At 66.9% G+C, this 25,728-nt stretch carries 22 protein-coding genes and 1 tRNA gene; 6 read left to right on the forward strand and 17 right to left on the reverse strand.

Translation table 11 applies throughout. The annotated features are described in order from the left end of the window. Positions 1 to 165 precede the first annotated feature (165 nt). From rpoD to fabD, 12 genes are all read right to left on the reverse strand, one after another. On the reverse strand, positions 166 to 2,151 hold the full coding sequence (gene rpoD, locus ABIE57_RS13620) for an RNA polymerase sigma factor RpoD (RefSeq protein WP_354539579.1): 1,986 nt from the start codon (positions 2,149 to 2,151) through the stop codon (positions 166 to 168). 117 nt (positions 2,152 to 2,268) lie between these two features. Then, complete coding sequence (gene dnaG / locus ABIE57_RS13625; RefSeq protein ID WP_354539580.1) at positions 2,269 to 4,221, reverse strand: DNA primase; 1,953 nt, start codon at positions 4,219 to 4,221, stop codon at positions 2,269 to 2,271. Between the two features lie 40 nt (positions 4,222 to 4,261). Continuing rightward, positions 4,262 to 4,549: a DNA primase gene (locus ABIE57_RS13630; RefSeq protein WP_354539581.1), complete on the reverse strand. Its 288-nt coding sequence runs from the start codon at positions 4,547 to 4,549 to the stop codon at positions 4,262 to 4,264. A gap of 53 nt (positions 4,550 to 4,602) precedes the next feature. Further along, a complete protein-coding gene (locus ABIE57_RS13635) occupies positions 4,603 to 5,166 on the reverse strand; it encodes a sarcosine oxidase subunit gamma (RefSeq protein WP_354539582.1) in 564 nt (187 codons plus the stop codon). After that, positions 5,159 to 8,083: a sarcosine oxidase subunit alpha family protein gene (locus ABIE57_RS13640; protein ID WP_354539583.1), complete on the reverse strand. Its 2,925-nt coding sequence runs from the start codon at positions 8,081 to 8,083 to the stop codon at positions 5,159 to 5,161. Before ABIE57_RS13640 ends, ABIE57_RS13635 begins: the two co-directional genes overlap by 8 nt. Then, complete coding sequence (locus ABIE57_RS13645) at positions 8,080 to 8,340, reverse strand: sarcosine oxidase subunit delta (protein WP_354539584.1); 261 nt, start codon at positions 8,338 to 8,340, stop codon at positions 8,080 to 8,082. The genes ABIE57_RS13640 and ABIE57_RS13645 overlap by 4 nt, the downstream gene beginning before the upstream one ends. Positions 8,341 to 8,403: 63 nt before the next feature. Continuing rightward, complete coding sequence (mltG, locus tag ABIE57_RS13650; protein ID WP_354539585.1) at positions 8,404 to 9,561, reverse strand: endolytic transglycosylase MltG; 1,158 nt, start codon at positions 9,559 to 9,561, stop codon at positions 8,404 to 8,406. Next, positions 9,561 to 10,820: a beta-ketoacyl-ACP synthase II gene (fabF, locus tag ABIE57_RS13655; protein ID WP_354539677.1), complete on the reverse strand. Its 1,260-nt coding sequence runs from the start codon at positions 10,818 to 10,820 to the stop codon at positions 9,561 to 9,563. Before fabF ends, mltG begins: the two co-directional genes overlap by 1 nt. A gap of 79 nt (positions 10,821 to 10,899) precedes the next feature. Continuing rightward, positions 10,900 to 11,643, reverse strand: coding sequence for a 1-(5-phosphoribosyl)-5-[(5-phosphoribosylamino)methylideneamino]imidazole-4-carboxamide isomerase (locus tag ABIE57_RS13660; protein WP_354539586.1), 744 nt, complete (start codon positions 11,641 to 11,643; stop codon positions 10,900 to 10,902). A 254-nt stretch (positions 11,644 to 11,897) separates the two neighbouring features. After that, on the reverse strand, positions 11,898 to 12,131 hold the full coding sequence (locus tag ABIE57_RS13665; RefSeq protein ID WP_104017639.1) for an acyl carrier protein: 234 nt from the start codon (positions 12,129 to 12,131) through the stop codon (positions 11,898 to 11,900). Between the two features lie 228 nt (positions 12,132 to 12,359). Then, a complete protein-coding gene (fabG, locus tag ABIE57_RS13670; protein WP_354539587.1) occupies positions 12,360 to 13,097 on the reverse strand; it encodes a 3-oxoacyl-[acyl-carrier-protein] reductase in 738 nt (245 codons plus the stop codon). Between the two features lie 28 nt (positions 13,098 to 13,125). Next, positions 13,126 to 14,064, reverse strand: a complete 939-nt coding sequence (fabD, locus tag ABIE57_RS13675; RefSeq protein WP_354539588.1) for an ACP S-malonyltransferase — start codon at positions 14,062 to 14,064, stop codon at positions 13,126 to 13,128. Between the two features lie 157 nt (positions 14,065 to 14,221). On the opposite strand from fabD, the gene ABIE57_RS13680 reads away from it, so the two are divergent. The 3 genes from ABIE57_RS13680 to ABIE57_RS13690 all read left to right on the forward strand — a co-directional run bounded on the left by ABIE57_RS13680 (position 14,222) and on the right by ABIE57_RS13690 (position 16,818). Further along, on the forward strand, positions 14,222 to 15,436 hold the full coding sequence (locus tag ABIE57_RS13680) for a cytochrome b/b6 domain-containing protein (RefSeq protein ID WP_354539589.1): 1,215 nt from the start codon (positions 14,222 to 14,224) through the stop codon (positions 15,434 to 15,436). A gap of 81 nt (positions 15,437 to 15,517) precedes the next feature. Then, complete coding sequence (locus ABIE57_RS13685; RefSeq protein WP_354539590.1) at positions 15,518 to 15,907, forward strand: hypothetical protein; 390 nt, start codon at positions 15,518 to 15,520, stop codon at positions 15,905 to 15,907. Then, positions 15,904 to 16,818 (forward strand): sterol desaturase family protein, encoded by a 915-nt coding sequence (locus ABIE57_RS13690; protein ID WP_354539591.1) that lies wholly within the window; start codon positions 15,904 to 15,906, stop codon positions 16,816 to 16,818. The genes ABIE57_RS13685 and ABIE57_RS13690 overlap by 4 nt, the downstream gene beginning before the upstream one ends. A 208-nt stretch (positions 16,819 to 17,026) precedes the next feature. Here the strand turns inward: ABIE57_RS13690 and ABIE57_RS13695 are convergent, their stop codons facing one another. The 4 genes from ABIE57_RS13695 to tsaA all read right to left on the reverse strand — a co-directional run bounded on the left by ABIE57_RS13695 (position 17,027) and on the right by tsaA (position 21,630). After that, positions 17,027 to 17,800 (reverse strand): phytoene/squalene synthase family protein, encoded by a 774-nt coding sequence (locus ABIE57_RS13695; RefSeq protein WP_354539592.1) that lies wholly within the window; start codon positions 17,798 to 17,800, stop codon positions 17,027 to 17,029. Continuing rightward, positions 17,793 to 19,400 (reverse strand): citramalate synthase, encoded by a 1,608-nt coding sequence (cimA, locus tag ABIE57_RS13700; protein ID WP_354539593.1) that lies wholly within the window; start codon positions 19,398 to 19,400, stop codon positions 17,793 to 17,795. Before cimA ends, ABIE57_RS13695 begins: the two co-directional genes overlap by 8 nt. A 246-nt stretch (positions 19,401 to 19,646) precedes the next feature. Then, the gene (gene cysS, locus ABIE57_RS13705) at positions 19,647 to 21,092 is read right to left on the reverse strand and encodes a cysteine--tRNA ligase (protein WP_354539594.1); all 1,446 of its coding nucleotides are present in this window, start codon (positions 21,090 to 21,092) and stop codon (positions 19,647 to 19,649) included. Between the two features lie 67 nt (positions 21,093 to 21,159). Then, complete coding sequence (gene tsaA, locus ABIE57_RS13710) at positions 21,160 to 21,630, reverse strand: tRNA (N6-threonylcarbamoyladenosine(37)-N6)-methyltransferase TrmO (protein WP_354539595.1); 471 nt, start codon at positions 21,628 to 21,630, stop codon at positions 21,160 to 21,162. 79 nt (positions 21,631 to 21,709) lie between these two features. On the opposite strand from tsaA, the gene ABIE57_RS13715 reads away from it, so the two are divergent. From ABIE57_RS13715 to ABIE57_RS13725, 3 genes are all read left to right on the forward strand, one after another. Then, the gene (locus tag ABIE57_RS13715) at positions 21,710 to 23,509 is read left to right on the forward strand and encodes an aminopeptidase P family protein (RefSeq protein ID WP_354539596.1); all 1,800 of its coding nucleotides are present in this window, start codon (positions 21,710 to 21,712) and stop codon (positions 23,507 to 23,509) included. Positions 23,510 to 23,572: 63 nt separating this feature from the next. After that, on the forward strand, positions 23,573 to 23,914 hold the full coding sequence (locus ABIE57_RS13720; RefSeq protein WP_354539597.1) for a DUF427 domain-containing protein: 342 nt from the start codon (positions 23,573 to 23,575) through the stop codon (positions 23,912 to 23,914). A gap of 56 nt (positions 23,915 to 23,970) precedes the next feature. Continuing rightward, a tRNA-Val gene (locus ABIE57_RS13725) sits at positions 23,971 to 24,046 on the forward strand. Between the two features lie 5 nt (positions 24,047 to 24,051). Here the strand turns inward: ABIE57_RS13725 and ABIE57_RS13730 are convergent. Beyond that, complete coding sequence (locus ABIE57_RS13730; protein WP_354539678.1) at positions 24,052 to 25,662, reverse strand: chloride channel protein; 1,611 nt, start codon at positions 25,660 to 25,662, stop codon at positions 24,052 to 24,054. Positions 25,663 to 25,728 lie beyond the last annotated feature (66 nt).

The following is a 25,728-nucleotide window of genomic DNA, read 5'->3' on the forward strand; positions in this document are numbered from 1 at the left end:
TCCGCTCGTCACGAAGGAAACATAAGCCGTTTCCCCCGTGATTGCCATTCACGTAGTTTGTTACGCTCAAAGCGACAAAGCGGATCATTTGCGGGGCGGTATTTTGCGTGCGCGGTCGACATTTCACGCAGCCTCGGCAACTCACTCAGGCCAAAACAAATCGCCTCACTGATCCAGAAAACTCCGCAACTTCCGTGACCGCGAGGGATGCTTCAGCTTCCGCAGCGCCTTTGCCTCGATCTGGCGGATGCGTTCGCGGGTGACGGAAAACTGCTGGCCCACCTCTTCCAGCGTGTGATCGGTGTTCATGCCGATGCCGAAGCGCATCCGCAACACGCGTTCCTCGCGCGGGGTGAGGGAGGCCAGAACGCGGGTCGTGGTTTCCTTGAGGTTGTCCTGAATGGCGCTATCGAGCGGCAGGATGACGTTCTTGTCCTCGATGAAATCGCCAAGCTGGCTGTCTTCCTCGTCCCCGATGGGCGTCTCGAGCGAGATCGGCTCCTTGGCGATCTTCATCACCTTGCGGACCTTTTCGAGCGGCATTTGCAGCTTTTCGGCCAGTTCCTCGGGCGTCGGTTCGCGGCCGATCTCGTGCAGCATCTGGCGGCCCGTGCGCACCAGCTTGTTGATCGTCTCGATCATGTGGACGGGGATGCGGATGGTGCGCGCCTGATCGGCGATGCTGCGCGTGATCGCCTGACGGATCCACCACGTCGCATAGGTCGAGAACTTGTAGCCCCGACGATACTCGAACTTGTCCACCGCCTTCATCAGGCCGATATTGCCTTCCTGAATGAGATCAAGGAATTGCAGCCCGCGGTTGGTGTATTTCTTGGCAATCGAGATGACCAGCCGCAGGTTGGCCTCGACCATTTCCTTCTTGGCCTGCCGCGCCTCTTTCTCGCCCTTCTGGACCTGATTGACGATGCGGCGGAACTCGGAGATGTCGAGGCCGACATATTGCCCGACCTGCGCCATGTCGGCGCGCAGTTCCTGCACCTTGTCTTCGCTGCGCTCCATGAACATCTGCCAGCCGCGCCCCGGTCGCGTGGCCATATCCTCGAGCCAGTTCGGATCAAGCTCGCGTCCACGATAGGCCTCGATGAACTCGGCGCGGTTGATGCGCGCCTGATCGGCCAGCTTCACCATGGCCGAATCGATCTGCATGATCCGGCGGTTGATGCCGTAAAGCTGGTCGATCAGCGCATCGATGCGGTTGTTGTGCAGATGCATCGAGTTGACCAGTTCGACGATCTCCGAGCGCAGCGTCTGATAGATCGCCTCCTGATCGGAGGAGAACGACCCGTCCTCGTTGAGCGTGGCCGAAATCCGGCTGTCCTGCATGTCGCTCAACTGCGCGAAATCCTCGGCGATGCGGTCGAGCGTCTCGAGCACGCGCGGCTTGAGCGCGGCCTCCATCGCGGCAAGGCTCATATTGGCCTGCTCGTCGTCTTCCTCGTCATCCTCGCGCTGGATCGGGTTGCCGTCGGCATCGACCTCGTCCTGCCCCCCGTCCCGCAAGCCTTGCGACGGCGGGGCGCTCACATTGGCGGCCACCACCGGCTCGGCCCCGTCCTCGTCACCAAGCTGGTTGCCGAAGGTCGCCTCGAGATCGATCACATCGCGCAGCAGGATGTCTTCGCCCAGAAGTTCATCACGCCAGATGGTGATCGCCTGAAAGGTCAGCGGGCTTTCGCACAGGCCCGCGATCATCGTGTTGCGCCCGGCCTCGATGCGCTTGGCGATGGCGATCTCGCCTTCGCGGCTGAGCAGTTCGACGCTGCCCATCTCGCGCAGATACATGCGCACCGGATCGTCCGTGCGGTCGAGCTTTTCTTCCTTGCCCGAGCCGAGCGTGATCTCGCCGCGCCGCCCGATTTCGGCGATGGCGGTGGTCTTGCCGTCTTCTTCCTCGGCCTCTTCTTCCTCGATGATGTTGATACCCATCTCCGAGAGCATCGACATCACATCCTCGATCTGCTCCGAGCTCACCTGATCGGGCGGCAGGACCTGATTGAGCTGATCGTAGGTGATGAAACCCCGTTCGCGCGCCTCGGCGATCATCCGTTTGACCGCAGCCTGCGACATATCGAGCGAAACTTCGGCGTCCTGATCGTCGGGCTTCTGGTCGTCGGTATCCTTGGCGGCCATGCGCATCTCCTTGGCTTCTGCGGGCGGGGTGATTCGTTAACGCGAATCAATAGCGCGGTAAGGTGATTCGCACACCCGTCTACCCGGTATTTCCCTTGTCTTCCTCACGAAAATTTCTCAGCGTGGCGGTTTGCCCATGCCCAGCCGGTCCAGAAGGGCGGCGAATTCCGCCCGTTCCTCTCGTTTGAGCCGCGCGCCATTCTCACCCGTGTCATATTCAGTCCTGTCCTCATGCTGGCTGCGAATCGCGCGGTTGCGCGCCTCCGCCGCCTGCCGGAGCCGCCACGTCACCGTCTCGTCGGCCAGCCCCTCGATATCCTCCACCGCCTCGCGCAGTTCCGCCTCGGCACCCTTGACCGCGCTCAGCTTGGCAAATTCCTCGCGCAGCGTCAGCGCGGCGCGCTCGGCATCATTGGGATGGCGCACCGGCGGTGAAATGGCGACGTGGGGCAGGCGCATCAGCTTTTCAAGAGGACCGTCCCCGATTTCCGCCGTGATCTGCGCGCGCAAGGTCTCGGCCCCGGCATGGGCATGGCGCAGGATCGCCGCCCGAAGTGCGGCGTGCTCGGGGTCGCGGCAGTCCATCCGTTCGATCTGCGGCTCGAACTCCTCGGCCATCTCGGGACAGGACATGAGCGCGGCAAGAATCACCGCCTCGCGCAACCGCACCGCCTCGGTGGCATCGGCAGAGACCAGAGCCGACGATATCGTGCTGGCACGGGCGTTTTCGGGCGGCTGCCACCGGCCCTTGCGTGCACCGTGTTGCGGGGCACGGGGCGCGCGGCGCGGGTTGAACAACTGCCAGCGCAGATCCTTGAGTTCACGCTCGTAAAAGCCCCGAACGGAGGGATCGCGTATCCGCCCGGTCGCCTCAAGGCAGACCCGTTCCAGCGCCGCCTTGCGCTCGGGGCTGTCAAAGCGGCGTCCCTCGGTCTCGCGCCGCCACAAAAGCTGCACCATTGGCTGTGCGCCGTCGATCAGCGTCTGCATCGCCCGCGCGCCGCCCGCGCGCAAGAGATCGTCCGGGTCCTTGCCCTCGGGCATGAGCACGAAGCGCAGCGATTTCCCGACCTCGAGCAGCGGCAGCGCCAGATCGACCACGCGAAGCGCGGCGCGCAGCCCGGCCTTGTCGCCATCAAGCGCAATGAGCGGCTCATCGGCGATACGCCACAGCATCTGCATCTGATGCTCGGTCACGGCAGTGCCCAAAGGGGCCACCGCCGCCTCGAACCCGTCCGCCACCAGCGCGATCACGTCCATATAGCCCTCGGCCACGATCAGCGGCTGCCCCTTGCCCGCCGCCTCGCGCGCAGGGCCGTGGTTATAAAGCGTGCGGGATTTGTCGAAAAGCTCGGTTTCGGGGGAATTCAGATACTTGGCGGTGTCACCGGGGTCCATCGCGCGCCCGCCAAAGGCGATGCAGCGCCCGCGCGCGTCACGGATCGGAAACATGATGCGGTTGCGAAACACGTCATAGGGTTTGCTGCCCCTGTCGCTTTCCTTCGCCAGCCCGCAGGCGAGGATGAGGTCAGGGGGCACGCCCTTGCCCGTCAGGTGATCCCAGAGCCCCTGCCAGCCACCCGGGGCAAAGCCAAGCTCGAACCGCTCCTGCACCTGCGGTGCCAGCGCGCGGCCCTTCAGATAATCACGCGCAGCCGCCCCCGCCCCGCTGCGCAATTGCAGGCCGAAATATTTGACGGCCTGCTCCATCACCTCGGCCAACTGCCCGCGCCGGTCGGCCTTGGCTTGCGCCTGCGGGTCGCGCTCGGGCATCGGCATCCCGGCCTCGGAGGCCAGAATGCGCACCGCTTCGATGAAATCGACATTCTCGGTCTCACGGACAAAGGAGATCGCGTCGCCCTTGGCGTGGCAGCCAAAGCAATAGTAAAACCCCTTTCGGTCATCCACATGAAAAGACGCGGTTTTTTCCTGGTGAAAGGGGCACGGTGCCCACATGTCACCCTTGGCCGGGTTGGATTTGCGGTTGTCCCACAGGACCTTGCGGCCCACGACCTGCGTGATGGACAGGCGCGATTGCAATTCGTCGAGGAATCCCGGTGGCAGGCTCATGCCCTATATATCGGCCTCGGGTGCGCGACTGTCCAGTGGGTCACTGCGCCTCGCATTGCGTGACCCAGGACCCGGCCACATCCTTTTGCAGATCGGCCTCGGGCAGATCAAAGACCCAGTCCACAATGGGCGGCACCGCAGGCGCGTAGGCCGCTTTCGCCGCGCCCAGATCGGCGGTGATCCCGGCCTTGGCGGCCTCTGCGCCCTGCCCCGCCTTGCGCGCCGCGACGGCGGCGGCGACGATCTCGCCCGTGGGCGCGCAGATCGGGTTTTGCGCCGTGGCGGCCAGGGGCAAGGCGATGAGAAGGCAGGCGAAGAGGGCGCGCATGATGGGTCTCCGGCATTGATCCGGGCGCAGTCTAGGCCAGATCAGCGGCCGTGTCAGCGCCCAAGGACAGGGGAATTTCGCCGCGCCGCGACCCGTGCCATGGCGATGGAAATCTCATGCACCAGCGTTCCGGCCATGGATCGGAAACCCATGATTTCAAACGCCTGCCGCTCGACCCGCGTGATCGCCGCCGCCATGTGACCCAGATCGCTGCGCGCCGTCTGCCCCACGCCGAAAACGCTCTCGCGCAGATCGAGCGGGGTCAGGCGCGCCAGCACATCGCCCGCCCCGGCCCCGTCCAGCCGCAGCACCGCCCAGCCGTCGGACTGATCGCCGAGCGCCGCGTGCTCCGCCAGCCCCGCCCCCGGCGCAACCCCGATGAGCAGCGCCAGATCGAGGCCGAACCACTGCACCCGCGACGCCCCTTGACCGATCACCTGCCCCGGCGCGGGCCAGCCCAGCCCCTGCGCGCGCAGCATCCCGTCAACCGCAGCCGCCTGCCCCTTGAAGGGCGCGACGGATGTGATCGGCCCCAAGGCAACCTCCGAGAGGCGCAGCGCGCCCGCCGTGACCGGCACCAGCCCCGCGCAAGGGCTTCTCTCCACCAGATCAGCCACGCATCCGCCCTCCCTCGGGATCGACCCAGCCGGGCGCGCAGACCTCGCAGACCGTGGCAGAGCCGCGCAGATGATCGACCGCGCGCACCCGTTCGCCGATCCGCGCCCGCCCCCGCGCAAGAAACCCGAGCGCAATCGCATGCCCCAGCGTGGGCGAATAGCAGGTCGAGGTCACATAGCCCCGATCGTTGGCACTCACCGCCTCGGCCCCCTCGTCGAAAAGATGCGCCCCGGCAAGGATCTCGCGCACCTCGCCCACGGGTTTCAGCCCCACCAGTTGCTCGCGCCCCTCCTCGATCAGCCCCGGACGGGAGGCCGCCGCGCGACCGATGAAGTCCTTGGCCTTGCTCATCATGCCCTGCATCCCGATGTCAAAAGCCGTGACCCGGCCATGGATTTCGGCATGGGTGATGAACCCCTTCTCGATCCGCAGCACGTTGAGCGCCTCCATCCCGTAGGCCCCGCCGCCCAGCGCCTCGGCCCCCGCCACCAGCCGGTCGAACAGGGCGGCGCCAAAGCGCGCGGGCACGGCGATCTCATAGCCCATCTCGCCGGAGAACGAGATACGGAAGAGCCGCGCCGCAATGCCCCCGATCCGCACCGGCGCACAGCCCATGAACGGCAGGTCGGGCATCGCCTCCAGAACACCCGCCAGCATCTCGCGCGCCTTGGGTCCCGCGACGGCGAATTGCGCCCACGCTTCCGTGACAGAAATCACCCGCGCATCGAGATCGGGCCGCAGCACCTGAGCCGCGAAATCAAGGTGCTTCATCACCTGCCCCGCCGCCGCCGTGGTGGTGGTCACAAGGTAATGCGCCGCACCCAGTCGCGCGCAGGTGCCGTCATCCATCACATGCCCGTCCTCGCGCAGCATGAGACCATAGCGCACCCGCCCCTCGGCCAGCTTCGACATGGCGTTGGTATAGACGAAATCGAGGAACCGTGCCGCATCAGGGCCTTGCACATCGATCTTGCCAAGGGTCGAGACATCGCAGACCCCCACCGCCTGCCGGACCATCGCCACCTCGCGGTCGCAGCTTTCGCGCCAATGGCTCTCGCCCTTGCGCGGGAAATAGCTTGGGCGATACCACAACCCCGCCTCGATCATCGGCGCACCACGCGCGACGGTGGCACCGTGCGAGGTGGTCAGCCGCTCGGGCGCAAAGCTCTTGCCCGTCGCGCCCGCCCCCATGGCGGCAATCGGAACGGGCACGTAAGGCGGGCGAAAGGTGGTCGTGCCGGTCTCGGGGATCGTGCGCCCCGTGGCCTCGGCCAGCACCGCGAGTGCCGCCACGTTGGAATTCTTGCCCTGATCGGGGGCCATTCCTTGCGTGGTGTAGCGTTTCATATGCTCGACCGAGCGGAAATTCTCGGCAGCCGCCTGCTCCACATCCTTGACCGTCACATCGTTCTGAAAATCGAGCCAGGCCCGACCCCGCCCCGGCACATGCCAGAGCGGCAGGATGTCATAGCGCCCGTCCTCTGCGGCGGGCAGATCAAGACCCGGCGGGCTGAGGCCCAGCGCCTCGGCCGCGCGCCGCCCCTCGGCAAGCCCGCTCTCAAGACAGGCACGGGTGTTGAAATGCCCCGCCGCCGCCCCCGCGACGCAGAGCCCCGGCACTGCCCCCTCGGGGGCAAGGAACGCGGCACGCCCCTCGTCCCAGACCGGCCGCGCGCCCATGTGACAGGCCAGATGCACCGTCGGGTTCCAGCCGCCCGACACCGCCAGACAATCGGCGGCGAGCCGCACCTCGCCCTTGGCCGTGGCGAGCGTCACCGCCTCGAGCCCGCGCCGTCCGGCTGTGCCGCAGACCCGCGCGCCCTCGTAGACCGGCACATCGAGCGCACAGGCCACCCCGGTGCGCGCCTCAACAAGCGCCGCCACATGCACGCCCGCGCCCTGAAGATCGGCCACGGTGCGATGCGCGCCGTCGTTATTGCCGAAGACCACGGCCGATTGCCCCGGTGCCACGCCCCAGCGGTTGAGATAGGCGCGCACCGCGCCTGCCATCATCACACCGGGCCGATCATTGTCGGCGAAGGCCACGGGCCGCTCCAGCGCCCCCGCCGCCAGCACCGCGCGCCGCGCGACGATCCGCCAGAAACAGCCCCGTGGCGCGCCGGGCTGTGCCGCGAGATCCGGCCCGCTGCGCTCGAACGCGCCATACGTGCCACCGTCATAGGCCCCGGTGACAGCGGTGCGCGTCATGATCCGCACATTGGGCATGGCCGCCAGCCGTGCCGCCAGCCCGGCCGCCCAATCCGCGCCCGCCTGCCCGTCCACCTCCTCGCGCTCGGCCAGAAGCCGCCCGCCGGGGGCCGTATCCTCCTCGGCGAGGATCACATCCGCCCCCGCCTCGGCTGCCGCCCAAGCCGCCATCAGCCCCGCAGGTCCCGCCCCGATCACCAGGAGATCACAATGGGCATGGGCGCGCTCATAGCCGTCCTCGGCCGCCACGCCCGACAGGGCCCCCAGACCCGCCGCGCGCCGGATCGCAGGCTCGTAAAGCCGTTCCCAGAAGGCGCGGGGCCACATGAAGGTCTTGTAATAGAAGCCCGCGCCCAGAAAGGGCGCCAGCAGATCGTTGACCGCCAGCACATCGAACCCGAGCGAGGGCCAGCGGTTCTGGCTCAGCACCTCCAGCCCCTCGCTCACCTCCACCACCGTCGCGCGCTGATTGGGGGCCTGCGCCGCGCCGCGACCCACGGTCACCAGCGCATTGGGTTCCTCGCTGCCTGCCGTCATCACCCCGCGCGGGCGGTGATACTTGAAGGACCGCGCCACCATACGCACGCCATTGGCCAGCAGCGCCGAGGCCAGCGTGTCGCCCGCAAACCCCTCATATCCCTGCCCGTCGAAGGAAAACCGCAACGCGCGGCCCCGGTCGATCCCGCGCCCCCGGCCCTCGATCCTCATGCCCCCGCCTCCCCGCGCGCAAGCCGCGCCGAAACAACACCATGGCTCACCGTGTCGCGCGTGACCCGCAGCCAGGCCCCGCACCCCTGCCCGTGATACCAAAGCTCGTCGGTCTCGCCTGCCGGGTTGTCGCGGTTGTGCAGGTAATCGTCCCAACCGGGGCCCCAGTCGTCGCCCGCAGGCCGCATCAGCGACGCGCCCAGATAGCTGAATTCCCGGATATCGCGCGCACCGCAAAGCGGACAGGGTAGCCTCATCGCGCCTGCTCCTTCATCGTTCCAGAAATACTCACCTTTTCGGCCCGTCCATCCGCGCGCCGCTCAGTTCCCGGCGCGCTCCGCCTCGATCTGCCGCCAGCGGGCGACGTTGCGGTTGTGTTCGTCGAGCGTTTCGGCAAAGGCATGTCCGCCACTTCCATCGGCCACGAAGAAGATGAAATCCGTCTGCTCGGGGTTGAGCGCCGCCTCGATGCTCGCACGGCCCGGATTGGCAATGGGCGTGGGCGGCAGCCCGTCGATCACATAGGTGTTCCACGGCGTGGCACCGCGCAATTCGCTCTGCCGCAGACCGCGCCCCAGCACGCCGCGCCCCTCGGTCACGCCATAGATCACCGTCGGGTCGGTCTGAAGCCGCATCCCCTGACGCAGCCGGTTGACGAAGACGCTCGCCACCTGACGCCGCTCCTCGGGCACGCCGGTTTCCTTTTCGATGATCGAGGCGAGGATCAGCGCCTCCTCGGGACTGTCGAGCGGCAGCCCCTCGACACGCCCCTCCCACGCAGCGGCCAGGATGACCTCCTGCGCCGCCGCCATCCGCGCCAGCACGCTCTCGCGGTCATCACCTGCGCGCACCTCATAGCTGTCGGGCGCAAGACTGCCCTCGGGCGGGATCCCGGACACCTCGCCGCTCAGCACCTCGACGGCCTTCAATCCCTCGACCGCCTGCCAGCTTGTCAGCCCCTCGGCAAAGCCCACGCGGTAGCGCGTATCGGCGCGCGCGCGCATGGTCGCATAAACCTCCGGCGCAGCCTCGTCGCCTGTGGGATCAAAGCGCGCCCGCTCGACAAAGCGGCCCGTGGCCGGGTCAAGCTCGCGCACGGTGACGTCCATGGCGGTCACACCGATGCGCCAGACGATCTCGGTGCCGCAGGTGCTCGCGCCGCCGCGGGTGATGATATCGGTGATCTCGGCCATGCTCGCCCCCTCGGGGATGAGCCAGCTTCCGGCCTTCAGATCGTCATGGCGCTCGCCGTAATCGGCTCCGACGCGAAAGATCGCACCGCTCGAGACCGCGCCCTCGTCTTCCAACTGCCGCGACACGCGGCGCATGGTGCTGCCGGGGGCAACGCGGAGGCAGATTGCCTCGTCATGCGGGCCCTGCGCGGTATATTGCGACTGCCCCCAGAGGATCGCGCCGCCCAGCAGGAACATCACCACCACCAGCAGCGTCAGGACATTGGAGACGATGTGGCGCCACATCAGCGCACCTTGCCCACCACAAGCGCCGCGTTGGTCCCGCCGAAGCCAAAGCTGTTGGAGAGCGCCACGTCGATCTTGCGCGCCCGCTTGGCGTTGGGGGCAAGGTCGATCACCGTCTCCACCGCCGGGTTGTCGAGGTTGATGGTCGGCGGGGCCACCTGATCGCGGACCGCGAGGATCGAAAAGATCGCCTCGACCGCGCCCGCGGCCCCAAGCAGGTGCCCGGTCGAGGATTTGGTCGAGGACATGGTGACCTCTCCCGCGTGGTCGCCCAGAAGCCGCTCGACCGCGCGCAATTCGATCACATCGGCCATGGTCGAGGTGCCGTGCGCGTTGACATAGTCGATCGCCGACGGCTCCAGCCCCGCGTTGCGCAGCGCCGCGCGCATGGCGCGCAAGCCGCCGTCGCCGTCCTCGGCGGGCGCGGTGATGTGGAAGGCGTCGCCCGAAAGACCATAGCCCAGGATCTCGGCATAGATCTTCGCGCCCCGCGCCTTGGCGTGCTCGTATTCCTCGAGCACCACGACGCCCGCCCCCTCGCCCATCACGAACCCGTCGCGATCCGCGTCATAGGGACGGCTCGCGGCATGGGGCGTGTCGGCGCGCTTGGTCGAGAGCGCCTTGCAGGCGTTGAACCCGGCAATGCCCAGTTCGCAGATCGAGGCCTCGGCCCCCCCGGCCACCATCACATCGGCATCGCCGAACATGATCAGCCGCGCCGCGTCACCGATGGCATGCGCGCCGGTGGCGCAGGCGGTCACCACCGAATGGTTCGGCCCCTTGAACCCGTGCCGGATGCTGACCTGCCCCGATATGAGGTTGATCAGCGCGCCCGGAATGAAGAAGGGCGAGACGCGGCGCACACCCTTGTCGCGCACCAGATTGGCCGTCTCCTCGATGGAACGCAGCCCGCCGATCCCTGAGCCGATGAACACGCCGGTGCGCTCGCGCGCCGCGTCATCCTCGGGCATCCAGCCCGAATCCTCGACCGCCTGCTGTGCCGCGGCCACACCGTAGAGGATGAAATCATCGACCTTGCGGCGCTCTTTCGGCTCCATGTAGCGATCCGCCAGAAAGGTGCCGCCCGTGCCATCGCCAAGCGGGATCTCGCAGGCATATTTCGTCACCACGTTCACCGGATCGAAACGGGTGATGGTCCCCCCGCAGGATTTGCCCGCCAGAAGACGGCTCCAGCTCAACTCCACCCCATCGGCCAGAGGGGTCACAAGACCCAGCCCCGTGACAACGACACGCCGCATCATGCTGCCCTTTCCCTGCTTCGCTTCCGCCGCTCTTACCCTTTCTTGATGGAAAGGGGCAAGAGCGACGCGGCGCCCATCAGAGAAACGCCGCCGTCGGCTCGGCGGCGGGGCGCGCCACCGCGAGCGCCTCGGCCAGATCGACATCGCGGGCCATGAGCGCGCGACCGATCATTGCCCCGGCGATATTGGGGATGTAGCGCAGGCGTGCCACGTCATCGACATGGCGCACCGTGCCGCGCGCGATCACCGGATGGCGCGTCTTGGCGGCCAGCCCGGAGATGAGCCCGAGACTGCCGTCGCTCTCCTCGATATCGGCGTCGATATCGGTGATGATGATGCCCGCAAGCGGCACACCGTCGAAAGCCGCGATGAAATCCCCGGCGGAAATCGCGCTCGGGCTTTGCCAGCCATGGGTCATGAGCTGCCCCCGCCAGATATCGACCGAGACCACGATCTGGTCGGGATGGTATTTCGCCAGTGCGCGCACCGTCTCGGGGTCCTGCACCGCGAGCGTGCCCACCACGATGCGACCGGCCCCCTTGTCGATCCAGCGGGCGATGGCGTCACGCGAGCGGAACCCGCCACCAAGCTGCACCGGAATGCCCGCGGCACGGATGATCTCTTCGATCAATGCGTTGTTGCCATTGACCCCGGTCAGCCCGTCCATATCGGTCAGGTGCATCCATTCGGCCCCGGCGCGGGCAAAGCCGCGCGCGGTCTCGACCGGATCGACATGCCAGATCACCGGCGCGTCAAGCCGCCCGCGCGTGAGGCTCACGCATTTGCCGCCGAGAATTTCCATTGTGGGATAGATGATCATGGGGGCGCTCCCTTGAGATTTCCGGCTTTCCCGCCGGACGGGCCATGCTTGCCCGCCCGCGCCCGCCCGGTCTGGTCCCAAATCGGCATGATAGCAGCGATTCCCGTCGCCGTCATGCGCGTGCGGCTTCATCGTTCGCAAAATACTCCGGGGGAGTCGCGCCAGAGGCGCGGCGGGGGCAGCGCCCCCACCCGCCCGAAACGCAAAAGACCCCGCCGGGGCGGGGCCTTTTCATCATCGTCAGGAGACGAGGATCAGGAGGCTTCGGTGATGAATTTCACCGCGTCGCCGACCGTCTGGATGGTGTCGGCGGCGTCATCGGGGATCTCGATCCCGAACTCTTCCTCGAACGCCATCACCAGTTCGACCGTGTCAAGGCTGTCTGCGCCCAGATCGTCGATGAACGAGGCCTTGTCCACGACCTTGTCTTCCTCGACGCCCAGATGTTCCACCACGATCTTCTTCACGCGGTCAGCGATATCGCTCATGTCTCGTTCCTCATATTGTCGCGGGCGATCTGCCCTGTGGTCTGCCTCCGCCCTCGCCGGGAAGCGGCTATGGATGGTGCCCGTCGCGGGCGGCTTTCGCCTGCCTGATCCGTTCAGGCCACCGAAGGAAACCGCGCCCCCTCCGGTCAAAGCTGCCGTGGCCTATAGCACAGAGAAAGGCAATGGCAAATGCTTTCACTCGGTCGGATCGTGGCCGCTTTCGCCCCTTCAGAGCATCGCCAGACCGCCGTTGACATGCAGCACGGCCCCGGTGACATAGCCCGCCTCGGGGCTGGCAAGATAGAGCGCGGCGGCGGCCACTTCTTCGGGCGTGCCCATGCGTCCGGCGGGAATCCGCGCGCTGAGCGCGGCCTTCTGATCGTCGGTGAGCTTGTCGGTCATGGGCGTGGCGATAAAGCCGGGGGCGACCACATTGGCGGTGATGCCGCGAGTCGCGACCTCGTGCGCGATGGATTTGGTCATGCCCTCCAGCCCCGCCTTGGCGGCGGCATAGTTGACCTGTCCGGGATTGCCGGTCGAGCCCACGACCGAACCGATATTGACGATGCGACCCCAGCGGGCCTTCATCATCGGGCGCACGGCGGCTCGGCAGAGCCGCATCGCCGAAGTGAGATTGACGTTGAGCACATCGCTCCAGTCCTCGTCCGACATCCGCATGAAGAGCTGATCGCGGGTGATCCCTGCATTGTTCACAAGGATATCGAGGCTTCCCATGGCGGCCATGGCCTCCTTGGGCAGGGCCTCGACCGCCGCCGCCTCGCCCAGATTGCAGGGCAGAACGTGGGCGCGACCGCCCAACTCGCCCGCCAGTTCCTCGAGCGGGGCGACCCGCGTGCCCGACAGCCCGACCGTGGCCCCGGCCCCGTGCAGCGCGCGCGCGATGGCCGCCCCGATACCGCCCGACGCGCCGGTGACAAGCGCGGATTTTCCCGTCAGATCGAACATGTTACCCTCGTTTTCTGCCCTGCCCCGCTCAGCCGAGCGTTGCCGCGGCCTCCTGAACCTCTGCCGCCGTGCCGATGGCCCGGCAGGCGATGGCGCGGTCGATGCGCCGGACCATGCCCGACAGCGCCTTGCCCGCGCCGATCTCCCAGATCTCGGTGACGCCCTCACCGCTCATGTATTGCACCGACTCGCGCCAGCGCACAGCGCCGGTGACCTGCTCGATCAGCAGCGCGCGGATTTCCGCCGGATCGCTGACCGCGCTGGCCCGCACATTGGCGACAAGCGGCACGACGGGGGCCGTGATCGCCACATCGCCGAGCGCCTGCGCCATGACCTCTGCGGCGGGCTGCATCAGCGCGCAGTGAAAGGGCGCGCTCACGGGCAGGATCACCGCGCGTTTCGCGCCGCGTGCCCTGGCGATCTCGACCGCGCGCTCGACGGCGGCCTTGTGACCCGAGACCACGACCTGCGCGGGATCGTTGTCATTGGCCGCCTGACAGACCTCGCCTTGTGCTGCCTCTTCGGCCACCGCGCGGACGGTGTCGAAATCGAGGCCCAGAAGGGCGGCCATCGCGCCCACGCCCACCGGCACCGCCGCCTGCATGGCGCGACCGCGGATGCGCAGCAGTCGCGCGCAATCGGCCACGCTGAGCGCCCCCGCAGCGGCCAGCGCCGAATATTCGCCAAGCGAGTGACCGGCGACAAAGCGGGCGGCACCGATGCCTGCGCCCTCGGCCTCCAGCGCGCGCAGCGCGGCAAGCGAGGTGGCCATGAGCGCGGGCTGCGCGTTCTCGGTCAGGGTCAGCGCCTCCTGCGCGCCCTCCCAGATCAGCGCCGACAGTTTTTCTCCAAGGGCGTCGTCCACCTCGTCGAACACGGCCCGCGCCGCCGGATAGGCGGCGGCGAGATCCGCGCCCATCCCGATCACCTGCGCGCCCTGTCCGGGAAAAACGAATGCACGGCTCATCTGGTCCCTCCCGCGAAATGCGCCTTCCGATACATCGCCGCGCGGCCCAAGGCAACGCGGTTTTACGCGTGCGCGCACGGCGCTTGTGCGGATCTGGCGATGGACGCGCGACGCGTTCCGGTTACATTGCGCCCCAAATCTCCAAGGAGGGCGCGCGATGCCGCTGACCAATTCCGCCACCACCTACGGCGCTGTTACCAAGAGCTTTCACTGGCTCACCGCGCTTCTGATCCTTGCCAACCTGCCGCTCGGCTGGGTCGCGGCAGAGGCGGCGGAAGCGGCGCAGGCGGGCGGCGGCGATGCGCTCATCGCGCGCGCGGCGCTGCTCTTCTCGATCCACAAGACGACCGGCGTCGCGGTGTTCTTCGTGGCGCTGGCGCGGATCCTCTGGGCGCTCATGCAACCCAAGCCGGGGCTGCTGAACGGTGACCGGAGGCTCGAGGCCTGGGCGGCGGAGACGGTGCATTGGCTGCTTTACGGCTCGCTGGTGCTGGTGCCGCTCTCGGGCTGGGTGCACCACGCCGCCACCACCGGCTTTGCGCCGATCTGGTGGCCGTTCGGGCAGGACCTGCCTTTCGTTCCGAAATCCGAGATGGTGTCGGAGACCGCCGCCACGCTTCACCTTGTGTTCGTGATCACCCTCGCGGGCGCGCTGGCCGCGCATGTCGCGGGCGCGCTCAAGCATCATGTGCTCGATGGCGACGCAACCCTGCGCCGGATGCTGCCCGGTCTGACGCCGGGCCAGCCCACGACGCGCCAACCGGGGCATGTCGCCTCCCTGGTGACGGCGCTGGCGCTCTGGGGCGCGGTGCTGGCTGGCGCGGCGGGGCTGGGCTGGTTCGAGACGCGCGCGGGCGCAAGCGACGAGAGGCTGGCCGCCGTGCAATCGGACTGGACCGTGCAGGAGGGTAGCCTGCAAATCCGTGTGCGCCAGATGGGATCGGAGGTCACCGGCGGTTTCGCCGACTGGACCGCCGCCATCACCTATGCAGAGACCCCCGATGCAGAGGGGCGTCACGGCGCGGTCGAGGTGGTGGTGGCAATCCCCTCGCTCACGCTTGGTTCGGTCACGTTGCAGGCCATGGGCAAGGAATTCTTCAACGCAGACGAATACCCCACCGCCACCTTTGCCGCCGATCTGATGGCGGAGGAGGGCCATGTGGCGCGCGGCACCTTGACCATCAAGGGAAAGAGCGTGCCGGTCGAGATGCCCTTCACCCTCACGATCGAGGACGGCACGGCGCGCGCCGAGGGCAGCCTGACCGTGGACCGGCGCGACTTCGCCATCGGCATGGGCACGCAGGACCCCGGATCGCTCGGCTTCGAGGTGGTCATCTCGTTCGATCTGCTGGCCACACGCGGCGGCACCTGAGCGGCGCGGTGCATGTGACGCAACGCCCCCTTTGACAAGGCCGCACCGGCCTTGCCTAAATCGGGCGGGAGAGGGGAAACCATGCCGCTCAGCATCCTGTTGCCGATGGTGATTGCGGGAATCGCGGGAATCGCGCTTCTGCTGCACCTGCTGGGGCTGTCCAGACCTGCCGTGATCGCCGATGAGGCGCACGCGCGGCTGGCCTGGCTGCGCGAATATCCCGACGATCCGCCCCTGCGTGTGATGCTCTGCCGCGCGCGCAGCGCCGCGCTGATCGAGACGGCGCGCGGGCACGGCGTGGTCTGGCCAATGGGGGCCGATACAACGGCGCGCCCCCTTGCCGGTGCCCGGCTTGCCGCTACGGGGTCCGGCCTCACGCTCGACCTGCCCGATTACACCGCGCCGCGCATCCGCCTGCGGCTCTCACCCGAGGAGGCGGCACAGTGGCAAGCGATTCTGGAGGCACCATGAGCGACACCCTGACCTTTCCCGACGTGGTGACCCTCGCGATGCCGCTCTTCATCGCCGCCATCCTCGCGGAACTGCTCTGGATCGTGCTCCGGGGGCGCGGCGGGCGCTACGAGACGCGCGACGCGCTCACCTCGCTGATCATGGGCGCGGGCAATGTGGCCGAGGGGATCGTGCTGGGGTTTGTCGCCTACGGCTTCTTCATGCTGCTGTGGGAGATCACGCCGCTCGATCTGGGGCAGTCGGTTTGGGTGATCGCGCTCTGCTTCGTGCTCGATGACCTGCGCTATTACTGGGTGCACCGCTTCGGCCATCGCATCCGCTGGGTCTGGGCGTCTCATGTCAATCACCACTCCTCGCAGCAGTACAACCTGACCACGGCGCTGCGCCAGACATGGACCGGCACCTTCACCTTCATGATGATCGTGCGCGCGCCGCTGATCCTTCTCGGATTTCATCCGGCCATGGTTCTCTTCGTCGGCGGGCTCAACCTCATCTACCAGTTCTGGATCCATACCGAGGCCATTGGCCGGATGCCCCGCTGGTTCGAGTGGATCATGAACACGCCAAGCCATCACCGCGTCCATCACGGGCGCAATCCGCGCTATCTCGATTGCAATTATGCGGGCGTTTTCATCATCTGGGACAAGCTTTTCGGCACCTTCACCCCCGAAGACCCGGCTGAGCGCGTCGATTACGGCCTCGTGCACAATCTCGGCACGTTCAACCCGGTGCGTGTTGCCTTTCACGAATGGGTCGGCATTTTCCGCGACGTGACGCAGCCGGGGATCACCCTGCGCGACCGGCTGAATTACTGCCTGAAGCCGCCGGGCTGGAGCCATGACGGCAGCCGCCGCACCTCGGACCAGATCAAGGCGGCGCAGGTGGCGACGGCCAACCTGCCCGAGCGGTAAGCCGCCGATCACGGGGGGCGCACGGTGTTGTTATTTGACCGATCGTTCCAGATGTCGAACAGTGACCTTGCGTCGTTTCGCACCACTCACGGACCCTGACGGATATTGTCCCTTCTCGTCAGCAGAATAGCGGCTCTCCAGCGCCGCTTGTCTCTCCGGTGCCCTGTGCAAGGCCCATTACTCAAGCCTTGTGCAGGGTGCCGGAACCCTACCAGCCCCCCGAAAACGCCCGAAAGGCCAGCAGCGCGCCGCTCGTGATCGGCGCGGGATCGAGCCTGCCCGCCGCCACCGCCGCCGGATCGCGCGCCGCGCGGGAGAGCACCATTCCCGCCTCCCAGAGCGGCAGCAGCGCGGGGCGCGCGGCGCGCGACACCCCGGCGCGGTGCGCCCGCGCCGCGCGCAGATGCGCCAAGCCCTCTTGCGCCAAACGCCGCACGGCCTGCGCCCGCCCATCAGGCAGCGGCGCACGGCCCGCCGCCTCGAGCGCCGGGATTGCCCGCAACCAGTTCGCCAACCCGAGCGCCAGACCGGCGGGGCGCAACGCCTCCTCGCCCGCAGGCCCCAGCACCCGCGCCGCCACACGCATGAGGTTGCCCGACGTGGCATCGAGATAGGTCCAAAGGGCGGCCTCATCCGCGAAGGGCGCGCGCTCTATATCCGCGCGGCGCGCCTCGATCAGCGCATCGAGCAGGCGCGCGCCCGTCGCATCGAGCACCCCCGCCAGCGGCGTGGCAACCTCGTGCCGCCGCACCGCGCCGCCGCCCGCAATCTCGGCCAGCACATCGCGCCACCATTGCAGCCGCATTTCGGCGATCATCGGCTCCTTCGTCACCCAGGGCGCGCGCGCCACCTCGACGTTGAAGGCGTAGATCGGGAATAGCCGCCCGCGCGCCGCCACCGGCCCGGCCATGGTGGCGCGGAACCGGGACGGATCGGCGCGGCGCACCAGATCGGCGCAGGCGGTCAGATCGGCATCAAACACGCAGCAGCTTCCAGTTGATCGCATCCAGAAGCGCCTCGAAACTGGCATCGACGATGTTCGGGCTGACCCCCACCGTGGACCAGCGCCGCCCCTGCCCGTCCTCGCTGTCGATGATGACGCGGGTCGCCGCCTCGGTGCCGCCTTGGGTGATGCGCACCTTGAAATCCACCAGCCGCATATCCGCGATCTGGTCCTGATAGGGGCCCAGATCCTTGGCCAGCGCCTTGGCCAGCGCGTTGACCGGCCCCCGGTCACAGCCCTCGGCATCCATCGATTCAGAGACCGACAGCTTCTTCTCGCCACCCACCTTGACCACCACGACGGCCTCCGACAGGCTTACCATCCGGTCATACTTGTTCTTGCGCCGCTCCACCGTGACCTTGTAGCGCTTGACCTCGAAGAATTCGGGCATCTGCCCCAGTTCCTTGCGCGCGAGGATTTCGAAACTGGCTTGCGCGCTGTCATAGGTATAGCCCTCGTCCTCGCGTGTCTTGATCGTGTCGAGCAGACGCGCCAAGGCCGGATCACCCGGTTCTACCACAATCCCCGCCTCGCTCAGCCGCTGGCGCAGGTTCGACTGCCCGGCCTGATTGGACATCGGGATGATGCGCTGATTGCCGACCAGTTCGGGGGCGATATGCTCATAGGTGCTCGGGTCCTTGAGGATCGCGCTGGCATGAAGCCCCGCCTTGTGGGCAAAGGCCGAGGCCCCCACATAGGCCGCCTGCCGCAGCGGCACGCGGTTGAGGATCTCGTCCAACTGTCGGCTGATCGCGGTCAGGCCGCGCAGGCCGTCGCGCGTGACGCCGGTCTCATACCGGCTGGCATAGGGTTCCTTGAGCAGAAGCGTCGGGATGAGCGTGGTCAGGTTGGCATTGCCGCAGCGCTCGCCAAGGCCATTGAGCGTGCCTTGTATCTGGCGCACGCCTGCATCCACCGCCGCAAGGCTGCCCGCCACGGCAAGGCCCATATCGTCATGGGTGTGGATGCCAAGCCGGTCGCCGGGAATACCCGCGTCGATCACCTCGCTTACAATGCGCCCGATTTCCGTGGGCAGCGTGCCGCCATTGGTATCGCAGAGCACGATCCACCGCGCGCCCGCCTTCATCGCGGCGCGCAGGCAGGTCAGCGCATAGGCGGGATTGGCGGTGTAGCCGTCAAAGAAATGCTCCGCATCGAACAGCGCCTCGCGCCCCTCGGCCACCAGATGGGCGATGGATTTGGCGATATTGTCGGTGTTTTCCTCAAGCCCGATCCCGAGTGCTGCGGTGACGTGGAAATCATGGGTCTTGCCGACAAGGCATACGGCGCGCGTGCCCGCGTTGAGGACGGCGGCCAGCACGTCATCATTTTCCGCCGAGCGCCCCGCGCGCTTGGTCATGCCAAAGGCGGTAAGGCGTGCGCGGGTTGTGGGGGCCGCGTCGAAAAACGCGCTGTCCGTCGGGTTCGCCCCCGGCCAGCCGCCCTCGATATGATCGACGCCAAGCCGGTCGAGCGCATGGGCGATCTGGATTTTCTCCGGCGTGGAGAAACTGACACCTTGGGTCTGCTGCCCGTCGCGCAAGGTGGTGTCGTAGAGGTAGAGGCGCTCTTTAGTCATGCGGCACCCCGCGCGGACTCAAGGCGCGGCACGCGCCGCCGCGCGAGCGCCCGACCGCCCGTCGCACCAAAGGTGCGCCGCTTTTGATCGGCACGCCTCCGGCGTGACGGGCGGGCGCTTCTGCACCGGTGCAATCCTCACAATCGTTCAAGTATTTTGCGCCATAAACTGCCCCCCACAGCCCGAGCAGCGCCCCCCCGCGGTCGGGCCCTCGCGCGGCTGGTTGGCGGTGTGCGAAAGGGCGCATCATTTCAACGCCTCCAGCTTGGCGGGGTCGAAGTCGGGGCCGAGCGTGAAACTCGATGGCGAGCCTTTTCGGTCATTCACAATAACACCCGCAGCAACCAGAGCCTCGCGGATAGCGTCCGCAGTCCGGTAATCACGGACCGATTTTGCCTCATCACGTTTCAACATCATGGCTGCTATGAAATCATGATGAGGAGACTCACCAGCAGACCCAACCCCTAAACCTGATAAAACATGAAGTTCATCCCACCGATCTTCTGGCACAAGCCCCAGCCATTCCAGAGAAGCTGCAAAGCCGATGAGTTCTCGCGCTCTTCCATCCTTGTCCATCCGATGAAGAGCTGTAATGACGCTCGGAGTGTTCAAATCCTCCGCCAATGCTTCAACAACTGAAGGCGCAGGTTTCCAAACCCCCTGTTTTTTAAAAAGATGCACTAAATCAGCGCTGTACTGCGCCTTGACCAAAGCAAATACCCAGCTTTTTATAATTCGCTCCGCCTCCCGCGCCTTCTCCGCCGTCCAATCCATCGGCTTCCTGTAATGCGTGCTCAAAAACACGAACCGGATCACCTCCCCCGGCACGCCCTGATCCAGCAAATCCCGCACGGTGAAGAAATTGCCCAAGGACTTGGACATCTTCTTGCCCTCGACCTGCAACATCTCGTTATGCATCCAGACCTGCGCGAACCCGCCTTCGGGATGCGCGCAGCAGCTTTGCGCGATCTCGTTCTCGTGGTGGGGAAAGATCAGGTCATTGCCGCCACCGTGAATGTCAAACGACTCGCCCAGCAATTCATAACTCATCGCCGAGCATTCGATATGCCAGCCGGGCCGCCCACGCCCCCACGGGCTTTCCCACCCCGGCAGATCGTCGCCCGACGGCTTCCACAAAACGAAATCCATCGGGTTGCGCTTGTAGGGCGCCACCTCCACCCGCGCGCCCGCGATCATGTCCTCGACCGTGCGCCCCGAGAGCGCGCCATAGGCGGCATAGCTCTCGACGGCGAAAAGCACATGGCCCTCGGCGGCGTAAGCGTGGCCCTTGGCGATCAAATCCTCGATCATCGCCACCATCTGCGGGATAAAGGCGGTCGCGCGCGGCATGTGGTCCGGCTTGAGCGCCCCCAGCGCTTCCATATCGTCGAGAAACCACTGCGTCGTCTCGCCCGTGATCTCGGCAATCGAGCGGTCGCTCTCGGCGGCCCGCGCGTTGATCTTGTCATCCACATCGGTGAAATTGCGGGCATAGGTGACGTGCGCGGGCCCATAGACATGCCGCAAGAGCCGGTAGAGCACATCGAACACCACCACGGGCCGCGCATTGCCCAGATGCGCCCGGTCATAGACCGTCGGCCCACAGACATACATGCGCACATTCTTGTCATCGAGAGGCGCGAACACCTCCTTCTTGCGGGTGCGGGTGTTGTGCAGCTTGATCGTGGTCATGGTGGGCTCCCGAACAAATCGAGGCGGGCTTAGCATCATCAGGTGTCGCTTGGAACCACCGCGATGCTCACCCCTTGGGCGCGGCCTTGGGGGTGAATTCGCAGGTCACCGGCTTGATGTCGATGAGCGGCGTGCCGTCGAGACAATCCAGCCCGCGCACCACCAGCGTATCCCCCTCCACCGCCACCAGCCGCACCCGCGAGAGCCCGATCGGATTGGGCCGCTGCGGCGAGCGGAGCGCAAAGGTGCCGAAATAGCGCAGCCCGTCATTGCCGGGGTTCTGCACCACCAGATCGCGCCGCGCCCGGTCGAGCCAGTAGAGCAGATCGAGATGCTGATACTCGCCCACCCCCAGAAGCGCCTCGGCCCAGGGCGCGAACACCTCCACCCGGCAGTCGGGGCCGTCCTCGCGCCCCTGCCGGGGGCAGTCCTTGCGCTCGGTCCATGGCGTGTTGATACGCCCGATGAAATAGAGCGCCGCATCCGTGGGCGGCCCCGCCTCCACCAGCCTTTCGCCCGCGCGCACCCGGCTTTCCATTGCCCTGCCCCCGTTATTGCCAATCCCGCGCCCCTTCTCTAGCACTGGATCACACCCGGCACCACGAGGAGAGCGCCCCTTGTTCCAGAGTTTCACCGAGACCGCCCGCCCCGAACAGGGCCCGCCGCGCCTCGCGCAGTTGCGCCGCGCAATGGCCGAAGCGGGGCTTGCCGGCTATCTCGTACCGCGCGCCGACGCGCATCAGGGCGAATATGTCGCAGCCTGCGATGCGCGGCTGGCGTGGCTCACCGGGTTCACCGGATCGGCGGGGCTGTGCGTGGTTCTGGGTGATGTGGCGGGGGTGTTCGTCGATGGCCGCTACCGTGTGCAGGCGCGCGCGCAGGTGGACACGGACCATTTCACGCCGGTGGATGTCCCCGAGACGAAACCCGGTGGATGGCTGGCAGAGCATCTGCCCGAGGGCGGCGCGGTGGGGTTCGATCCGTGGCTCTTTACGCCCGAGCAGATCGAGGAACTGACCGCCGCCCTGCCCGAGGGTATTGGCCTGCAACCCGGCCCCAACCTCATCGACAGCATCTGGCCCGACCGCCCCGCCCCGCCCAAGGGCGCGATCCGGCCCTGGCCCGATGATCTGGCCGGGATGACCCATGCCGAGAAACGCGCGCGCCTGAGCGAGGGGCTGCGCAAGAGGGGCACCCGCGCGGCAGTGATCACGCTCAGCGATTCGATTGCCTGGCTGCTCAACATCCGGGGCAGCGACATCCCCCGCAACCCGGTGCCGCAGGGCTTTGCCATCCTGCACGATGACGGGCGGGTGGCGCTCTATGTCGATCACGCCAAGGTCAGTGCCCCCCTGCGCGCGCATTTCGGCGAGGATGTCAGCCACGGTGCCCCGTTCAAGTTCGAGCACGCGCTCGACGCCCTCAAAGGCCCCGTGCTGCTCGACCGCAAGAGCGTGCCGGTTCGGGTTGTCACCCGGCTAGAGGCCGCGAATGTGCCCATTCTCTGGGGCGATGATCCCTGCATCCTGCCCAAGGCGCAGAAAACCCCGGCCGAGATCAAGGCCACGCGCGCGGCCCATCTGCGCGACGGCATGGCGATGTGCGAATTCCTGGCGTGGTTCGACGCGCAGCCCCCCGGCACGCTGACCGAAATCGACGTGGTGACGCGGCTGGAGGCCTGCCGCGCCGAGACCGGGCAACTCCTTGACATCAGTTTCGACACGATCGCAGGCTCTGGCGCCAACGGCGCACTGCCGCATTACCGGGTCAGCGAGGCCAGCAATCGCACCCTGCAAGATGGCGACCTGCTGGTGCTGGACAGCGGCGGGCAATATCTGGACGGCACCACCGACATCACCCGCACCCTGCCCGTGGGCGCGCCGGGGCAAGAGGAACGCGCGGCCTTTACCCGCGTGCTGCAAGGCATGATCGCCATCTCCCGCCTGCGGTTTCCCAAGGGTCTTGCGGGGCGCGATCTCGATGCGCTGGCGCGCTATCCGCTGTGGCTGGCCGATCAGGATTACGGCCACGGCACCGGGCACGGCGTGGGCGTCTATGCCTGCGTGCATGAAGGACCGCAGCGCCTGTCGCGGGTCTCGGATGTGCCGCTCGCACCCGGCATGATCCTCTCGAACGAGCCGGGCTATTACCGCGAGGGGGCCTTCGGCATCCGCATCGAGAACCTGATCGTGGTGCGCGAGGCCGCCCCCGTGAGCGGCGGTGACGGCGCGACGCAGCTTGACTTTGAAACGCTCACCTTCGCGCCCATCGACCGCCGCCTGATCGAGGCCGGGATGCTCTCGACGGCAGAGCGCGACTGGCTTGATCGCTACCACGCCGCCTGCCGCGACAAGATCGGCCCTCTGCTTTCCAAACCCGCGCGGCTATGGTTGGATCACGCGACGCAACCTCTTTGACATAATTCTGTGAGCTTCCGGCGGCAGACCGGGGGCCATGACCGCATAGGGAAGGAACGACAGATGGCCAAGATCACGATTCGCAAGGCAGACGGCACCTGGAGCGTGCGCGCAGGCGGCGCGGTCCTTGCCGAGAGCCGCAACGCGCTGGAGCTGACCGAGGGCGACTATCCCTTCGTGATCTATTTCCCGCGCGAGGATATCGCCATGGCCTTTCTCGACGAGAGCGCGCAGATGAGCCATTGCCCCTTCAAGGGCGACGCGCGCTATTTCTCGATCGTGACCAAAAGCCAGACCCTGACCAACGCCGCCTGGAGCTATGAAGCGCCCAGACCGGAGGTGGCAGAGATCAAGGACCACATCGCCTTCTACGCCACCGATACGGTCGCGGTGGAGCGGGTGTGAGACAACCGCCCTCCCCGCTTGCACTGGCGCATACCTTACGCTAGGAGGCGCGGCACGGGTGATTAGCTCAGTTGGTAGAGCGCTTCGTTTACACCGAAGATGTCGGGAGTTCGAGTCTCTCATCACCCACCACGCGCTCAGCCATGCTCCTCCTTCGACACCGCCGCCAGCGCGCGGTTATAGGCCTTGAGCGCATCGACATGGAACAGCGCCCCGAGCAGTTCGGGAGGGGCCTCGCCCCCCGAGAGGGTGACCACCGGCAGGAACGGCACGCCCGCGCGGTCAAAGGCGGGCATGGCCGTCTCGAGCGTGGCCTTGGCGTCGAGATAAAGCCCCTGTTCGATGAGTGACCAGCATTGCTCGTCGGACGCTGCGCGCTCGTGATCGGGCGGACGCATGAGGCGGGTGACGCGGAACATCGCCAGCAGGTAATCCTGCGGTCCTGCGGCCAGCCGGATTCCCCGGCGCATGAGCTGCGTAAGGAAAAACGACCGCTTGACCAGCCGAGACCCGAGCGCCGTCGAGGTCGAGACCGCGACCATCACTGCCAGCCCTGTCTGCCAGTCGCCGGTCAACTCGAACACGATGAGCGTGGTCGAGATCGGCGCACCCAGCACCGCCGCCGCCACCGCCCCCATCCCCGCCAGCGCATAGAGTGTGTAGGCCCCGGAATAGTCGGGCACGAGCGAGGTGGCGACATGGCCAAAGGCCAGCCCCGTCAGCGCCCCCACCATCAGCGAAGGCGAGAACACGCCGCCCCCCATGCGCCCGCCGATGGTGATGGCCACCGCCACCACCTTGAGCACGGCGAATATGATCGCCTCATGCCAGATCAGCTTGCCGGTCAGCGCGGCGGAGGTGGTCTCGTATCCCACGCCGATGATATGCGGGAAAAAGATCGCCATTCCCCCAAGGAGCAGCCCCGCCCCCGCCGGCCGCAGCCAGCGCGGCACGCGCAGGCGCAGTTGCAGATGCCCCGCCGCGTCCTCGGCCAGAAAGATCGCCATCATCATCAGCGCCGCCACCAGCCCGCAGACCAGCCCGAGGATGAGAAAGGCAGGCAGTTCGACATAGAATTCCAGCGCGCTTGTCCCCGGCAGGCTGAACTCGGTCACATCGCCAAAGAACATGCGGTTGATCACTGTGCCCGCCACCGAGGCGATCACGATGGGCGCGAAGGCATGAACCGCGAAATGCCGCAAAACCACCTCGAGCGCGAAAAGCGCGCCCGCGATCGGCGCATTGAACGAGGCCGAGACGGCGGCGGCCACGGCACATCCCAGAAGGTCGCGCCCTGTGATGCCATCGGCATGGATGCGCTCGGCCACCCAGGACGAGATCACGCCCGCCAGATGGACCACCGGCCCCTCGCGCCCCGACGAGCCGCCCGCGCCGAGCGTGATCAGCGAGGCGGCAGCCGAGGCCAGCCCCTCGCGCCGCTCCACCCGCCCCTCGGTGAGCGCCGCGCCCTCGATCACATCGGCGACCGAGCGCACGCGCCCGTCCGGCGTGAAGCGGTGCAGGATCTGCCCCACGACCAGCCCCCCTGCCACGGGGATCAGCAACACCCAATACCACGGCATGTGCTCGGCCAGAGACTGCAACCGCGCCACGTCACCGGTCTGGTAGAGCAGACCCTCCAGCGCCGCGATCCCCTTGCGGAAGGCGACCGCCGCGAACCCCGCCGCGATCCCGACAAGAAGCGCGATCACCCAGAACTGGAACTGGCTGGGGCCGCGCTTGCGCATCAGCCGCCAACCCTCGCGCAGGCGGACAATCGCCGCCCGGCGCTGGCGCGCGACAAACGATCTGTT

Origin of the sequence: Roseovarius sp. MBR-6 (assembly GCF_040547525.1) — a bacterium.
GTDB lineage: Bacteria > Pseudomonadota > Alphaproteobacteria > Rhodobacterales > Rhodobacteraceae > Roseovarius.

Bases quoted from the DNA above. Each gene is read 5' to 3' on its own strand.
- fabF (WP_354539677.1), bottom strand. From the start codon at position 10,820: ATGCGGCGTGTCGTTGTCACGGGGCTGGGTCTTGTGACCCCTCTGGCC.
- dnaG (WP_354539580.1), bottom strand. From the start codon at position 4,221: ATGAGCCTGCCACCGGGATTCCTCGACGAATTGCAATCGCGCCTGTCC.
- ABIE57_RS13720 (WP_354539597.1), top strand. From the start codon at position 23,573: ATGGCCAAGATCACGATTCGCAAGGCAGACGGCACCTGGAGCGTGCGC.
- ABIE57_RS13665 (WP_104017639.1), bottom strand. From the start codon at position 12,131: ATGAGCGATATCGCTGACCGCGTGAAGAAGATCGTGGTGGAACATCTG.
- ABIE57_RS13680 (WP_354539589.1), top strand. From the start codon at position 14,222: ATGCCGCTGACCAATTCCGCCACCACCTACGGCGCTGTTACCAAGAGC.
- fabD (WP_354539588.1), bottom strand. From the start codon at position 14,064: ATGAGCCGTGCATTCGTTTTTCCCGGACAGGGCGCGCAGGTGATCGGG.
- ABIE57_RS13730 (WP_354539678.1), bottom strand. From the start codon at position 25,662: ATGCGCAAGCGCGGCCCCAGCCAGTTCCAGTTCTGGGTGATCGCGCTT.
- tsaA (WP_354539595.1), bottom strand. From the start codon at position 21,630: ATGGAAAGCCGGGTGCGCGCGGGCGAAAGGCTGGTGGAGGCGGGGCCG.
- cimA (WP_354539593.1), bottom strand. From the start codon at position 19,400: ATGACTAAAGAGCGCCTCTACCTCTACGACACCACCTTGCGCGACGGG.
- ABIE57_RS13660 (WP_354539586.1), bottom strand. From the start codon at position 11,643: ATGATCATCTATCCCACAATGGAAATTCTCGGCGGCAAATGCGTGAGC.
- ABIE57_RS13685 (WP_354539590.1), top strand. From the start codon at position 15,518: ATGCCGCTCAGCATCCTGTTGCCGATGGTGATTGCGGGAATCGCGGGA.
- mltG (WP_354539585.1), bottom strand. From the start codon at position 9,561: ATGTGGCGCCACATCGTCTCCAATGTCCTGACGCTGCTGGTGGTGGTG.
- fabG (WP_354539587.1), bottom strand. From the start codon at position 13,097: ATGTTCGATCTGACGGGAAAATCCGCGCTTGTCACCGGCGCGTCGGGC.
- ABIE57_RS13640 (WP_354539583.1), bottom strand. From the start codon at position 8,083: ATGAGGATCGAGGGCCGGGGGCGCGGGATCGACCGGGGCCGCGCGTTG.
- ABIE57_RS13690 (WP_354539591.1), top strand. From the start codon at position 15,904: ATGAGCGACACCCTGACCTTTCCCGACGTGGTGACCCTCGCGATGCCG.
- rpoD (WP_354539579.1), bottom strand. From the start codon at position 2,151: ATGGCCGCCAAGGATACCGACGACCAGAAGCCCGACGATCAGGACGCC.
- ABIE57_RS13645 (WP_354539584.1), bottom strand. From the start codon at position 8,340: ATGAGGCTACCCTGTCCGCTTTGCGGTGCGCGCGATATCCGGGAATTC.
- cysS (WP_354539594.1), bottom strand. From the start codon at position 21,092: ATGACCACGATCAAGCTGCACAACACCCGCACCCGCAAGAAGGAGGTG.
- ABIE57_RS13630 (WP_354539581.1), bottom strand. From the start codon at position 4,549: ATGCGCGCCCTCTTCGCCTGCCTTCTCATCGCCTTGCCCCTGGCCGCC.